The 14,508-nt window shown below is 55.9% G+C and carries 7 protein-coding genes and 1 tRNA gene; 3 read left to right on the forward strand and 5 right to left on the reverse strand.

The window, feature by feature from the left end:
* Window positions 1-759: 759 nt before the first annotated feature.
* The 4 genes from JNN07_27895 to JNN07_27910 form a co-directional block, all read right to left on the reverse strand.
* Complete coding sequence (locus JNN07_27895; GenBank protein MBL9171586.1) at window positions 760-2,046, reverse strand: AAA family ATPase; 1,287 nt, start codon at window positions 2,044-2,046, stop codon at window positions 760-762.
* Window positions 2,047-3,732: 1,686 nt separating this feature from the next.
* Window positions 3,733-4,656, reverse strand: coding sequence for a hypothetical protein (locus tag JNN07_27900; protein MBL9171587.1), 924 nt, complete (start codon window positions 4,654-4,656; stop codon window positions 3,733-3,735).
* Between the two features lie 29 nt (window positions 4,657-4,685).
* Window positions 4,686-5,936: a site-specific integrase gene (locus tag JNN07_27905; protein ID MBL9171588.1), complete on the reverse strand. Its 1,251-nt coding sequence runs from the start codon at window positions 5,934-5,936 to the stop codon at window positions 4,686-4,688.
* An 80-nt stretch (window positions 5,937-6,016) separates the two neighbouring features.
* Window positions 6,017-6,091: transfer RNA gene (locus JNN07_27910), tRNA-Asn, on the reverse strand.
* Between the two features lie 411 nt (window positions 6,092-6,502).
* Here JNN07_27910 and JNN07_27915 point away from each other — a divergent pair.
* Together JNN07_27915 and JNN07_27920 are read left to right on the forward strand one after the other, a co-directional pair.
* A complete protein-coding gene (locus tag JNN07_27915; GenBank protein ID MBL9171589.1) occupies window positions 6,503-8,332 on the forward strand; it encodes a type IIA DNA topoisomerase subunit B in 1,830 nt (609 codons plus the stop codon).
* A gap of 57 nt (window positions 8,333-8,389) precedes the next feature.
* On the forward strand, window positions 8,390-10,459 hold the full coding sequence (locus JNN07_27920) for a DNA topoisomerase IV subunit A (protein ID MBL9171590.1): 2,070 nt from the start codon (window positions 8,390-8,392) through the stop codon (window positions 10,457-10,459).
* A gap of 518 nt (window positions 10,460-10,977) precedes the next feature.
* Here the strand turns inward: JNN07_27920 and JNN07_27925 are convergent.
* Window positions 10,978-13,737 carry a S8 family serine peptidase gene (locus JNN07_27925; GenBank protein MBL9171591.1) on the reverse strand — a complete coding sequence of 920 codons (2,760 nt, stop codon included), beginning with the start codon at window positions 13,735-13,737 and terminating at the stop codon, window positions 10,978-10,980.
* 152 nt (window positions 13,738-13,889) lie between these two features.
* Here JNN07_27925 and JNN07_27930 point away from each other — a divergent pair, with 152 nt between their 5' ends.
* Complete coding sequence (locus tag JNN07_27930; GenBank protein MBL9171592.1) at window positions 13,890-14,507, forward strand: TIGR04282 family arsenosugar biosynthesis glycosyltransferase; 618 nt, start codon at window positions 13,890-13,892, stop codon at window positions 14,505-14,507.
* Window position 14,508 lies beyond the last annotated feature (1 nt).

The raw sequence follows: 14,508 nt of genomic DNA on the forward strand, positions 1-14,508 counted from the left end.
TACGCGGGCCTTGAATTCGGGTTCGTGTCTTTTCCGTTTGGCTTTCATTATGTGTCGCTGTGGTTTGGGTTTAACACCCACACCCTTCAGCCACAATCATAGCTTAACCCCTGGCCCGGTTTTCGGGGTCCGCCTCACTCCTTTGTTGGCACCTGTATAGGCAAACCCCGATGGATCAACCCATCGACCGGAACACGGAGCAACGAGCTGCAACTAAGTGCAAACTATCGTGGGGGGATTATCTCGCTCTAAAGGCTCAGCATCCAGATTTGTGGGAACGTTGGGCGCTTAAAAGGGAGAAAGCCAAGGCTCATGGCTGGCCCCCCCAACCAGAGCAACTTCGGAGATACCGTAAGAGCAAAGCCCCTCAAGAGCGTAAGGCTGAAAAGCGGATGTTCGCCACTGCCCCGCGCACTAGAGGACTCCCCAGGTGGATGAAGGAATTCGTTTGGGCAACCCATCAATGGGAGCAACTGACTATGAAAGGCAAATCTCCATCATTCGCTGAGCTGAGCCAGTGGAAAGCCTTTAGGATGGCGAGGAATTACTCGTCCAAGGCTAAAAGCAAAGTATCAGCTGCGCCCGGGGAAGTTGCTCAATCTCCGTCTTGAGGCTAACCCCGTTCCTTCCTGGATTGCATCCTTCCGCCAGTGTACTTCCGCCAAGGCGTTTTGATTCAAGGTCCGCTGTCCTCACCCTCGGGAGCATTAAAAACGCGTCCTAGCCCGATACGTCCCCCTCAATTTCGGACATTAGGGTTCAAGCTTCTCGGAACTTCGTAAGGCTCCTTTGAAAGAATAGGGGAACCTTGCCAACTTTCCCGCCTCGATTCTTCCCGATGAGAAGCTCCGTAGGAACACCGGCTTCGGTCCCTTGCTCGGGCTTTTGATGCAGCAACAAAACGATGTCTGCATCCTGTTCGATACTTCCAGAGTCGCGCAGGTCACTAAGCTGAGGCCTCCGCCCCTCCTTCTCAACGTCTCGGGAGAACTGACTACCAATGATAATCGGCACGCCTAAACCCCGGGCGAGCTGTTTAAGCGATCCACTTACTTCTGTGATTCCTTCGTAGCGTGACGCTCTCTTATTGCTGGACTGGATGAGTTGCAAATAGTCGATAACGATTAGTTTAACCCCTTCCTCTTTGAGCATTTGTCTAGCGACGGGCTTGATTCGGTCCAGGGTGTGAACGTCTCCGTCCTCGAAGTGGATAGGAACGCGGCAAAGATCCGTTGTGGCCTTTAGAAACCGCCCCTCTTCTTCAGGTCCCATTGCTCCTTTATTAGCGATTTCGGACGGCACTTCAGAACAGGAACATTGAAGCCGAAACATCAATTCCTTAGCCCCCATTTCGAGCGATATGTAAGCCACCGGATGACCGGCAGCAGCAGCATTGTGGGCGATTTGCAGCATGAGAGCCGATTTACCATGGCCCGGGCGTCCCCCTACAACGACAAGCTGCCCAGGTTTCAAACCCCAGAGCATTTGATCCAGTTGGTGAAAGCCGGTAGGGAGTCCTTGGATCTGCCCGGGATTTCTCGCCGCTTCCTCTAGGTCATTTGTTATATCGGCCATCAATTCGCCCCGTGTCTTGCGCCTATTTCCACCTTTGGGCCGCAAGCTGAGGATTCTACTTTCCGCCGCGTCAAGAACTTGGAGAGCGGGGGTCGATAGATCATTTATCGACGCCTTGATAGTCTCCGTCTCTGAAGCAACTGCCCTCCTCAATGCGAAGTCCTCTAGACCTTGCAAGAAGTAGTCGAACTGAGCGCTAGACCCTGCTGTATCCGGCAAGGTGTTCAGATAGGGAAGCCCCCCTACGTCTGGAGCCTGGGCCGTCCTTTCCACAAAGGCTGAAACCGTCACGGTGTCGATTTGGTGACCTTCCTCCATCATCGTCCGAAGGATGGTAACCAATGCTTGATGCCGAATGTCGTGGAATAGATCCAACCTAAGCTTTGAAATCAAATTGGAATCCATCAAAGCGCATCCCAAACAGCCCTGTTCGTCGGTAGGGCTCTGAAGAGGAACGTCGGATCTACTCATGACACCCCTCCTAAACGCTCGCGCAGTTCTGCTTGTCGCTCCTTCAGTTCTCTAATCTTCTGGCGCGTGGCGGGTGCTTGCTCTGGTGAATAGTCGAGGTCGGCTTCTAGTTCCCGGATTCGACCGGGGAGAGCTTTCAACTCTTGTTCTAAGCTTATCCTATCCGCTGTTGATATTGGTCCTCCTCTATATGTATTACCTTTACTAGTGCTGCGACATGGTGTCGTAGGGCTAGCGACAGCCTGTCGTAGGGGGGGGAGTGAATATCGGCACTCCCCGGTGCCTCCAAGCCGATTCTTTGTTGGGCTCCGGATGACCATTTCCAGTTTCTCGAGATGGGATAGGGAGCGCTGAAGGGTACGGGTCGAAACGGCAGCAAGAGTCGCCAGGCTAGACTGAGGTTTCTCAAACTGTGGCCCTTCAGTGTTGGCGACATCACACAATGCCATCCAAACTGATAGAGTCGAAGTACGGTCCCGCTTGAGTTCATTTCGAATCTGTTCCAAGTGGGATCTTTGAAGTGAAAAGAAACTCATTTCGACTCCCTCCGAAGTCGACGGAATGCAATTGCCAAGGAGGAATGAAACCGCGCAAGGCATTCATCGACATCAATGGGGCGACGTTGTTGGCGAGCAGAGTTTCGCCGCTTGCGATAGGGTGGAAGGTCTTTCATGGCGCTTGTGCGCTTGCCTTCAATGTCGGAACGAGTTAGTGAGATGAGTGTCTAGATCAACTCTCCCCCCGCCGAGCGAAAGCAAAGCGGGCTTTTTATTCTAACGTCCTTCCGTGGGAGCGCTCACCCCTCACTTCCGCTGTCTTGACCCTCTCCAGGCTTTCCGACGCGTCGTAGCGAATACGTAGGGATGAATTTGAGGTTTTAGGCGGAGCACCCAACACCCGGCGCATAGCTTCTTGGGCTGAAGCAAGGTCGAGGAATGTCAGTCCATGCTCCCCCCATCGCTCCGATCGAGGGTAACTCTCCCGGGCAGGGTAATTCTTCCCGAATAGCTTTTGAGCTGGGAGAACTTGAAGCTCTACCAACTCGAAGCGCTTCACGCTTTCGGGCGACCGAGATTTTTCAAAGATGGCAACCATCCCCTCCCGGGCTAGTTGGCGAAAGGTGAAGCCGTCACAATGGAATTCGGCAAGGTAAGAAGTGGGTAGCCCATTCGATGCCTCATCGGTGGTATTGGTCTCAGTGGATTCGCTTAACAATACAATGGCTTGCGATTTAAATGCATCCATTAGATGCCGCCTTTCTGATGGCGCTGGAGGGCTCTTTGGACGGCACTCCAGGAGTATAGGCGTCGGCGACTCCCCGGCAGTTGTATGCTCGGGATTAGGCCTTTGCTAACCTGATTTTGAATTGTCCTAGCGGACACAGGGTAGCGTCTCAGGAGTTCTTTTTGATCGATGATGTCGGAGAATCTGTCTTCTTGGGTCTGCGTTTCGTTTGCCGGAATTATCATTAGTTTTGATGCGTCCAGCAGCGTTATTGCGCTGGGCGCACCTAACCGATGGCATGTATCAATCTCCTGGCGCAAAGCTGAGGAGGAAGAAGAGGGGGAAAGTCCCTATTGTTGGGACGGGGAAGGGGAGAGAAATGACGAAAACATGAACGAACCTGCACTGATCAACTTCGAAAGTCGCTATCTCAATTGTTGCCAGATGCAGGCAACCGCCAAGCTAGATGAGGGAATTCCACTGACTATACGTCCGTTGTCGGGTCTTGTAGTTTTCCACGATCGTAAGCCAGGACGATCGGAAATCGACATCCCTATTGTCTACCTCCGCAGATATCTTCAGGAACGCGTTCACAACTCTGGGGAATAGTTCACTATTGAATTTCTCTATCTGGTAAAGAAATTCGAGTAAGCCGAATTTCTGCCCATCAAGAGTGCGGTACCATCGCTTGTTACTCAGCCATTCCCGAGCGACAGCAATCGCGGTATCGGTGCCGTAAATTGACAGCTGGCCAACCTTCCGGAGCCTCTTGAGCTTCTTGCGCTTTAGGAAGCGCTGAAGGGTCTTTCGGGCGACCCCTGTTCCTTCGGACAGGTCATAAACCGACATCTCAAGGTTCATTTTTCCCCATTCAGAAAAACGAGGTTTGTCTGGCGTTTGGTCCTGGAGCGATTTAGAGCCAGCTTTCGGTTGGTTGGGAAGCGACTTAGCAAGTTCAGCCATCATCGCATAGACCTTTGCTTCTGGGGTAAGGGACGCCCTTTTTTTCTCAGCGATCTTGTTAAGCTTCTCTCGTTGGACGGGATCGAGTTCCTCTTCCGCCATCCTCTCCTCGGGAAGTGGGGAAACCTCATACAATTCTCTGAGGCGGGTTATCTCCTTACGCAAAAGATCAACCTGCATTGCTAGGAGGAACTGTTCCTTCCCGGACAATGGCTTGAGACTTACACTCGACGTGATCTCCTCAGTCACCCTGTCTTTAGCCTTTATGGCTTTTTCCCATTTCTTTTGGGTGTCCTTAAAGAACTGAGTGGGAGCGAGGCTTTTGATCTGCTCTACTAAACTATCACGTTGGGTAAAGAAATCAGCTTCCCGAAGTTTGATGAGCATCCTCCGCTCGGCCTTTTCTGATTCCGAGTAGTTCATTCCGGTAGCCGATCCCCTTGTGTTTCTTTTCATTGTTTTGTCGGCTCCACGCTGAACCACTTTTCCGCCTCGGCTTTCGTTGCGAGGCCTCGGTAGTGGCCGTGAAGCATTGTTGGGGAGTGCCCCGCCAAGGCAGCGGTCATGTTTTCGTTCTGATGTAGGGCGTAGTGGAAGGTGACGAAGCCATGCCGAAGCCCGTTCTTGCGTGATGGCACTTTCAACTTCTTGCGGAGGGCAATGAAGGCTTGCACGTAACCGTTGGGAGTTTCCCACTGATTCGCAACTTTGCCGGTCGACTCCTTATGTGGCTCGAGCCAAGCCGCGAGGGCAGGGCCGATCTCTGCCAACCTTCGCGAGCGAGTCTTAGACTTTGCGCTCGAAATTTCGATGTGGCCCTCAACCTTGAATACGTCACTCCAGTCGAGGCGGAGAGCTTCTTCCAGACGGAGGCCAGCCAAGGCCTGGATCGCGATAACCGCTCGCATGGCACCGGATGACCCTTTCAAGAGCTTGTGGAGTTCCCCCGGACGGTAGAAGTCGATGACTCCCTCTTCCTTCGCCTCAATCATCATGGCGTCGGCCTCGTTGAGCCGATGGGTCGCCGGGAGGTAATCGTTCCGGACGCACCATTTGAAGAACAGTCGGAGAGTGATTCGGCGGTCATTCCTCGACTTGACGGATAGCTCCTTGAACGCTTTGAAAAACCGGTTGAGAAGGTCCTTGGATAGATCCTCGAGCTTATGGCCGCTGAACGTCGTGGAGAACTGCCTGAGCCAGCTCTCAACGTTGGCCACATACTTCGGATTCAAGGCGGAACGCTTTCCCTCTACTGCCTCAGCTTTGGGGGCTCTTAAAGCCAGGAATTCCTCCACCGCCTCGCCAAGGTCCTTGGTGCGGACTATGGCAAGAGTGCTGAGGTAGGTGTCCACGACATCGCCAAGGCTCCGGCCGTCCAGCTTCCGGGCGGCTTCCAGGTATCCGGCAACCGCCTGGATAGGGCTAATGGACTGGCCTGTTTGCTTTCGGAAGGTATCCAAGGCATCGCGGATAGCCAGGGCGTCCGAGGCTTCCTTGGCTGTTAAGGAGAGGGTTTGATCCCCGGCGCTGAGTTCTCGAACCTTCTTCTCAGCTTCCGCTAGGGCTTCCGAATAGGTGCCGAGGGATCGCATTTGGCGCTTTCCACCTGACTTCCAGCAGATTCGGTAAAAAGGATAGGAGGGGCGCTTGCCGTAGATGACGACCTCGGACTTGCGATGCCGGATGGTCTTGGGGAATTTCACGCTCTTCGGTGCGGAATCGCCCGAATTCTGTGCGGGATCTGTGCGGTAAGCTTGGGAAGCCTCATTTTCCCCAATAAATATGGCTCCAGAGGTAGGGCTCGAACCTACAACCACACGGTTAACAGCCGCGTGCTCTACCATTGAGCTACTCTGGAACACAGTCGCTTGCGCGAGCCGCAGAAAGTACGCAGGAACACCCTGGTCGTCAACTGGTTTTCATCACTTCATTTCATTCTTTCCCTACCTATTCCCGTTTTTCGCATTCTCGAGGCGTTGGGACAGGTGATTTACCCGCTCGGCTCGGGGGACGGGGGAATCGTCCGGGGACGGACGACGCCACAGTTGTAGTGTGGGCCGAGGCGGCCCGTCGGGTGTAGAGGGAGAGAAACGCTGAGGGATCGTCCGAGACGAACGACGCTACAATGTTGTGTGGGTCGTGTCGGCCCATGGGGGGCGGAATCGACGCTACAGGGGCTGGAAACCCGAAGTTCTTCACTTCGTAAGCGCATTCCACATTTCCTTGTTGGCAATCTCGCCAGAAACCCCCATATGTGGGGTCTTTCAGTATGGCAGATGTCAAAAAGCACAATTACGACGAAAGCAAGATCAAGACGCTTTCATCGCTGGAACATATCCGCCTGCGAACCGGCATGTATATCGGTCGCATCGGCAACGGATCTCACTATGACGACGGATGTTACATCCTGGTCAAGGAGGTGATCGATAATACCATCGACGAGTTCATCATGGGCTTCGGTAAAGAGGTCCAGATCAAGGTCGAAGGCGGTGTGGTCGAGGTTCGCGACTTCGGGCGCGGCATTCCCCTCGGCAAGGTCATTGAGTGCGTGTCCCAAATCAATACAGGGGCCAAATACAACGACGAGGTGTTCCAATTTAGCGTCGGCCTCAACGGCGTCGGCACCAAGGCGGTCAATGCGCTGTCGAAGGACTTCTTCGTCCGCAGCCATCGGGGCGGCGATTTCGTTGAAGCCTCGTTCAAGCAAGGCAAATTGAAGGGGGAAAAGAAGGGCAAGACCACCGATCCCGATGGCACCTACATCCGTTTCGAACCCGATCCCACCATCTTCAAGGACTCCGAATTCAAGGTCGAATACATCGAACGTCGGCTTCGCCACTACAGCTACCTCAACACGGGGCTGCGACTGCACTTCAACGGCAAGACGTTCCAATCCCGTCACGGACTTCTCGATCTCGTGATGGAGGACCTGGCCGCGGATCACAGTGAGCCGATCTACGCGCCGCTCCACTACACCAGCAAGACTCTCGAATTCTGTTTCACCCATACCAACAGCCGCTACGGTGAAACGTTCTTCTCCTTCGTCAACGGGCAGTACACGTCGGACGGAGGCACGCATCTCAGCGCGTTTCGTGAAGGCTTGCTCAAGGCCGTGAACGAATATTCGAAGGGTAAATTCGAGGGTGATGACGTTCGGGAATGCATCGTGGGCGCGGTAGCCATTCGCCTCAAAGACCCCGTTTTCGAATCGCAGACCAAGAACAAACTCGGCAACACCGAGATTCGCACGGACCTGGTGAATCAGGTGCGCGAGGAGTTGCTGCATTTCTTCAATCGAAACAAGGACATTGCCGAGAAGATTATTGCCAAGGCGCAGGACACTCAGCAGCTGCGCAAGGAACTCCAGGACGTCAAAAAGATGGCTCGGGAACGCGCGAAGGCGATCACGCTGCGCATCCCCCAGCTGCGGGACTGCAAATCGCACTACGACAAAGCCAAGGGCAAGGGCAAGGGCTCCATGGTCTTTCTGACCGAAGGACAGTCCGCTGCCGGATCAATCGTGAGCTGCCGCGATGTCACCACTCAGGCCATCTTCATTCTGAAGGGCAAGCCGCTGAACGTCTGGGATCTCAAGCGCGACATCGTGTACAAGAACGATGAGATGTATAACCTGATGCGGAGTCTCGATATCGAGGACAACATCGAGAATCTGCGTTATGAAAAGGTGATTCTGGCGACCGACGCCGACGTTGACGGCCTGCACATCCGCAATCTGCTCATCACCTACTTTTTTAAGTTTTTCGAGCCGCTGATCCACGGAGGTCATCTGTTCGTGCTCGAGACGCCCCTGTTCCGGGTGCGCAACAAAGATCGCACCGTCTATTGCTATAGCGAGGCCGAACGCGACGAGGTTTCCAAGAGCATGGGTAAGAGCGCGGAGATCACCCGATTCAAAGGGTTGGGAGAAATTTCGCCATCGGAATTCAAGCAGTTCATCGGAAAGGAAATGCGCCTGAGCCAGGTGGAGCACGCGCCGAAGACCGATGTGGCCAGTATTCTTGGCTTCTACATGGGTAAGAATACTCCGGAGCGCAAGGACTACATCATGGGCAACCTGATTGTGCCCGTCGAAGACTGAGGCTGGCCTGCATCCGCTGAACCCTAAACGAGAGAACGTTTACGACTATTTCCCACGATGAGTAACGAGAAGAACGATCCGAACGAAAAAAACGCGAAGAAGAACGGTGCTGAAGCGCCCGCCGAAATTGTGGCCGAGGCGGCCGCTGCGGCGGAGTTGGCGATTGTCCCCTTTGAACCCGGGAAGATCGACCTGCCGTTCCACCGTCGGGTGGACACCAGCTTTCTGCAGTATGCCTCCTACGTCATTCGTGACCGGGCCATTCCCAACCTGAGTGATGGGTTGAAGCCGGTGCAGCGGCGCATCCTGTGGTCGCTTCACGAAAAGGACGATGGCCGATTCATCAAGGTGGCCACCATCTCCGGGCATTGCGCGCAGTATCATCCCCATGGTGAAGCGGCGATCTCGGACGCCTTGGTCGTTCTGACCAACAAGCGCTACCTGATCGAAGGGCAGGGGAACTTCGGAAATATCTACACGGGCGACCCCGCGGCCGCCGCTCGATATATTGAATGCCGGCTGACGGAGCTGGCGCGAACCGAACTGTTCAACGACGAACTCACGGAGTTTGTGCCGAGCTACGACGGACGTAACAAGGAGCCGGTGTCCTTGCCGTCGAAGCTGCCGGTCTTGCTGATGCTCGGGACTGAAGGCATTGCGGTCGGGTTGTCCTGCAAAATTCTTCCGCACAATTTCCCGGAGTTACTCGAGGCGTTGATCGCCATCCTCAAGAAGGAATCGTTCAAAGTCCTGCCTGACTTTCCGACGGGTGGCCTGATGGATGCGCGGGATTACAAGGACGGCGCTGGCTCGATCACGGTGCGGGCCAAGATCAAAACCAAGGATGACTCGACGGTCGCGATCAAGGAGATTCCTCCAGGCACGACCACGGAATCGTTGATTGCGTCCATTGAGGACGCGGCTCGCAAGGGGAAGATCAAAGTTAAGAGCATCAATAACTTCACCTCGGAAGACGTGGAGATTGAAGTGCGATCGCACGCGGGGGTCACCGCCGATCAGTTGGTGGATGCCTTGTATGCCTTTACCGACTGCGAAGTCACCATCTCGAGCCGGATCATTGTCATTAAGAACAATCGGCCGGTAGAGATGACGGTGTCCGAGGTGCTGCGCGAGAACTGCGCACAGCTGCTGGATACCTTGAAGCGCGAGTTGGAGTTGAAGGAGCGTAAGCTGCTTCAAGAGATGCATGTTCGGACCCTGGTTCGCATCTTCGTGGAGAACCGCATCTACAAAAAGATCGAGCAGTGCAAGACCCACGAGTCGGTGCATGAAGCGATTCTGGAAGGGTTCAAACCGTTCCGGAAGGAGCTGATGCGCGATCTGAACAGCGATGACCTGCAAATGCTGCTCGAGGTGCGCATTCGCCGCATCTCACTCTTCGACATCAATAAGCATCGCGAGGAGATGGACCGAGTCAAAGCTGAGCTCACCGAGACTCAGAAGCATCTCAAAAACATTCCGAAGTATGCGATCGGTCATCTGCAAGCCTTGATTGATAAGTACGGCCCGATGTATCCGCGTCTCACGAAGTCCAGCCGGCACGATGAGATCGACGCCCGCGAAGTGGCGTTCAAAGCCTTCAAGGTGGCCTATGATCGAGAAACCGGTTATGTCGGCTACAAGGTCTCCGGCGATGAGTTCAAGTTGGAGTGCACCAAGTTTGATCGCCTGCTGATGGTGTTCAAGGACGGTCACTACAAAGTGGTCGAACTTCAGGAGAAGCTCTTTGTAGGCCCCGATCTCTATTACTGCGGGATTCCGGATCGCGATCGAGTTTACACGTTGGTCTATACCGATCGTGACGCGAGCTATCTCAAGCGGTTTACGTTTGGGGGAACCATTTTGAACAAGGAGTATTTCTGTATTCCGCCCAAGTCCAAAATTCTCTATTTCGAGGAGGGAACTCCGGCGCAGCTCTACATCCGCTACAAACCGGTGCCGCACCAGAAGATCAATCAGCAGACCTGCGATCCCTCCCAGGTGGAGGTGAAGACGGCCAAGACTCTGGGTCGTCAGTTGACGATTAAGGATATCGGCGCGGTGAATAGCCGGCCTCCGCGCGGGTGGGATACGGAAGGGCCAACGCCGAAGCTGCAGTTTATCTGAGGGGGGGGATTTGCTCCAACAATTGGGACTAGCTGAATTCGCGGCCCAGAACCCGCAGGGTTCACAGAGACTAGCCGGCGCGTGGAGCGCAGCGACACTCCCGGTCGCCCGGCCCCCTCGAACAGCACCCTGAAAGGCGTGCCACCCGTCGGCCAATGAACTGACGAACTCACTAGTTTCCCTCAGTCGGCGCCTCGAGCGTGAGCAGCCGGTGGCATCGCTGCGCGATGCTCTGTACTTTTAACAGTTCCGGGGGTGCGAGCACCCCCGGCTAAATCTCTTTGAACCCTGCGGGTTCGGGCCCTGGTGACGAAGTGAGAAACTTTGGCAATGCCCAGCCTGTCGACTGGATCGCGAAAAGACCTGATTGAACTATAAACCTCATCGGACCGCTTCACGGTCAACTCCAAATGCTTCGCGGGGAATGGGAGACATATGGAGTGCGGCAGACCTCTGCCGCTTTGGTCTCCCCAGCGTAGCTGGGATCCCCCTCCGGGGAATGCCGAAAAGCTGTCGTTTTAGGGCGCTGTTGTCGAATCGAGGCGCGTGGCTCGGAAGAAGCGAAAAGGAAACTCCCCAGTGACGGGGTGGCTGAAGGTCAGAGTTCCTGTGACATCCGTCTGATTCGTGCTGACCGGAATCCACGTTTGGAAGTTGGTCGTGGCCTCCAGCACATATCGACTCACGGGATCGCCGTGCATTTGAAACGAGAACGATCCGCTGGTTACCGGCGAGGGCGAAAGCAGTTGGATGATTCCATAGACACTCAATTCGTAGCGGAGCGTCAGGGAGCCACCGTTGATGCGAATTTCCCCTCGATAGCCTCCGGGGACAAGCAGCGGGGCTTCCGAGGTCAGGGTCAGATCCAGACGAATTCCTTGCTGCGGCAGCAGGGTTCCGCAGAGGGGGTACACCGTTAGCCAATCCACAGTGGATTCGGCCTCCCAACTCGAGGCGGATCCACCTGAGTTGGTCAGCACGAGGAATTGGCCGCTGGGCGTGAACGGGCCGCCCTGTTTACCCGAAGAAGCCAGCACCGCGGATGGGATCACTTGAGGCTCGGCGGGCCGCGGCCAGCTCGTTGGTGGTGTCCAGCGGATCGATTGGCTATTCGTCAGGGGCACCGAACCCAGATACGAGAAGCGCGAGGCTGCGGTGCCCTGAGGACCCTCTAATCCGATGGTCGCCCGTTTTCCGGCGGCGTTGGCGTTCCTTGAGGATGCAGCCACCTCCTGATAGTTGAAGAGAATCTGTCCGGTCGACTCGTTGAGGACCACTTGAAAGTTGACGGTGGCGGTCTGCGGGGCGGGCAACGATATTCTGCTCCAGGTGACGACCAGGTTGCGGTTCGGACTGGATCCGGCGATGCCCACGCTGATGGTGGTGTTGGCGGACGGGACAAGATCGCTCCAAAACGGACTGAGGAAGTCGTTGGGTGCAGCTGGGTTTGGTAGGTCGGTGTTGGCGGCTTGCGAGACTCCTGTCGCGGTGAAGCCCAGTAGTCCATTAGCTCCGACGAACAGTTGAGTCCGGGTGGTTCCATAGTAAACGAAGGGGAAGGGGATCGTTTGTGCGGCTGAGACGCCATCGTTGGAAAGGCTCAACACGGTGCGGCTGCTGGGAGTCAGCCAAACATAGGCGGCGGCGGACGGCGCATAGGCGGGGCTGACCGCGACAACCTTCTGTATCTGCGCGGTTTTTCCCAAAGAGTTGGTCAGGGTCAGGCGCACTAAGTAGTCACCGAAGGCAGGAAACAGGTGCGTCGGGCTCGCCTCGGTCGAAGAACCGTTATCCCCGAAGTCCCATTGACGCGCGACGATGTTGCCATAGGAGTTGTCGCTGAAGACTTGGATCAACGGGGTGGCGGCTGCGCTCTGAGCCACGTTAAAGTCTGCCACGAGCGAGGGGCCGAGGGCTTTGGCCAAGTTGAGCCGGCCGCCGGTGACGCATTTATTGGACAATCCGGGCAGGGGGTCGACGCTGGACAGGAGGCGCTGAATGATCTGGGTATAGCTCTCGTTGGGAAAGCGGGCCCAGAGCAGCGCGAGCGAACCGCTGGCGATCGCGGTCGAGTAGGAAGTTCCACTGTCGAAGAGATATTGAGTGTCGGACCCGGCACCCGCGGAGAGAATATCGGTACCGGGAGCGGCGAGGTCGACGGATTTTGCCCCGAAGTTGGAATAGCCCGCCAGTTCATCACTCCTGGTTGTCGCGGCCACTGACACGATGTTGTCCAGTGTATAGCTGGCTGGATAAAAGGGAGTGGTGTCGTTGTTGATCCCGTTGTTCCCCGCACCGGCCACGACGATGATGCCCGCCGAGCGGCAGGCGTTCACTGCGCTGAGCAGCAAGGCGGAGGTGTTGGTCGATCCGAAGCTTGCGTTGATGATGCGGGCACCTTTGGCTCGGGCGTAGTCGAAGCATTCCAGGATGTCGGAGAACGTGCCCTGTCCATTGTCACTAGCGTAGCGGCAGATCATCATTTTGACCCTCCAGGCCACGCCGACACCCCCGAGGCCGTTGTTGCCCACGCCACCGAGGACCCCGGCGACGCGGGTTCCATGCCCGGTGACATCAAACGGGTTGCCGGTTTGATTGGCGGTATCGATGCCGTGAACATCATCAACGACCCCGTTTCCGTCGTCGTCGATGCCGTTGCCCGCGACCTCGGCCGGATTAATCCAGAGGTTGGCTGTCAGATCCTCATGAGTGAGCCGTGCTCCGGTATCGATGAGGGCCACGACGATGTCATCCGCGTTGGTTTTGGTGTCCCAAGCCAGCGGAGCCTGGATATCGGGCCCTCTCCAATTGCCTTGGCCGTCAAGCTGGTTGAGATACCAAAGCGCACCGTTCCGGAAGTTGGGATCGGTAGGGGCCGCGGTCGATTCCACAAAATAGTCTGGTTCGACCACCTCGACGAGGCCGCTGCGCCGATAGGCGTCGACCAGTTGGTGCACCTGAGTCCCCCGGGGCACCTCGATCACTTCTATACCGGAAAGTCTTTGAAAGTGTCGGACGCGCCGACTGCCTTTGGTTCGGTGAAAGCGGGCCAAAGAGTCCTGTGTGGCTGCCGACTTGGGCTGGATCAAGATTCGATCCTCGCGGTAGCCGGAAGCCCCGGCCGTTGGCTGGGAGGGGGGGGCGAATCCAAGCGTCGACAACCCCAATAGGAGGGGAGCGAGGCTCTGCAACCCCTTCGAAATCAGGTGTGTGAGGGTCTTTACGACCCCCTGCTTCCGCGGCGTATGACGCTGATCCGATGTCGTTCGGCACACCATGGCAACACCCTACCCCATCGTTGATTAAGAGGACATTATGATTTCAACGAGGAATCGTGCTTGCCACTGGACCTGCTGTTGCAGTTGGGTAGGAACAGACTCCCTCTGGCTTCTGTCGGATCTTTGATGCCGGAGCCTAAGGAGCTTGTGACATGGTTGAGCATCTCATTATTTTCTGCAAGGCACCGCGTCCGGGTTTTGTGAAGACCCGATTGGCGGCGTCGGTCGGGAGCGAGACCGCGTGTCGCCATTACCGGTATCTGGCGGACACGGTTTTCCGACAGCTCCAGGCGATGGAGCATGTTGAGTTGAGGTTTACGCCCGATGACGCAGCGGGGGAGGTGGCCGCTTGGAAGAAGCGTCCATCGTGGCGGACGACCCCGCAGGGGCCGGGAAGCTTAGGAGACCGCTTGAACGCGGCATTCGACGATTGCTTCCAGATGGGCGCTGAACGAGTGGTGGTGATCGGAACTGACACCCCGGAGTTGAGCGAATCGGATGTGCGGGAGGCCTTTTTGGCGCTGCGGCAGGAGGATGTCGTGGTGGGTCCTTCGGAGGATGGCGGATATTGGCTGATCGGCTTGACGGATCCTCATCCAGAGCTGTTCGATAATCAGGACTGGGGGACAGATCGCGTCTGTCAGGAAACACTAGTGCGAGCTCAGGTTCGTGGGCTTCAGACTCGATTGCTGAGGCTCCTCCCGGACATCGATACCGAGGAGGATTGGAATCGCTTTCGTCAGCGGCAGGTCGCGTGGCGAACTCCTTGAG

The sequence above is a fragment of the Verrucomicrobiales bacterium genome (genome assembly GCA_016793885.1).
Lineage (GTDB): Bacteria > Verrucomicrobiota > Verrucomicrobiia > Limisphaerales > UBA11320 > UBA11320.

Coding starts and splice junctions, on each gene's coding strand:
- JNN07_27925 (MBL9171591.1), bottom strand. CDS start 13,737: ATGGTGTGCCGAACGACATCGGATCAGCGTCATACGCCGCGGAAGCAG.
- JNN07_27930 (MBL9171592.1), top strand. CDS start 13,890: ATGGTTGAGCATCTCATTATTTTCTGCAAGGCACCGCGTCCGGGTTTT.
- JNN07_27895 (MBL9171586.1), bottom strand. CDS start 2,046: ATGAGTAGATCCGACGTTCCTCTTCAGAGCCCTACCGACGAACAGGGC.
- JNN07_27920 (MBL9171590.1), top strand. CDS start 8,390: ATGAGTAACGAGAAGAACGATCCGAACGAAAAAAACGCGAAGAAGAAC.
- JNN07_27915 (MBL9171589.1), top strand. CDS start 6,503: ATGGCAGATGTCAAAAAGCACAATTACGACGAAAGCAAGATCAAGACG.
- JNN07_27900 (MBL9171587.1), bottom strand. CDS start 4,656: ATGAACTACTCGGAATCAGAAAAGGCCGAGCGGAGGATGCTCATCAAA.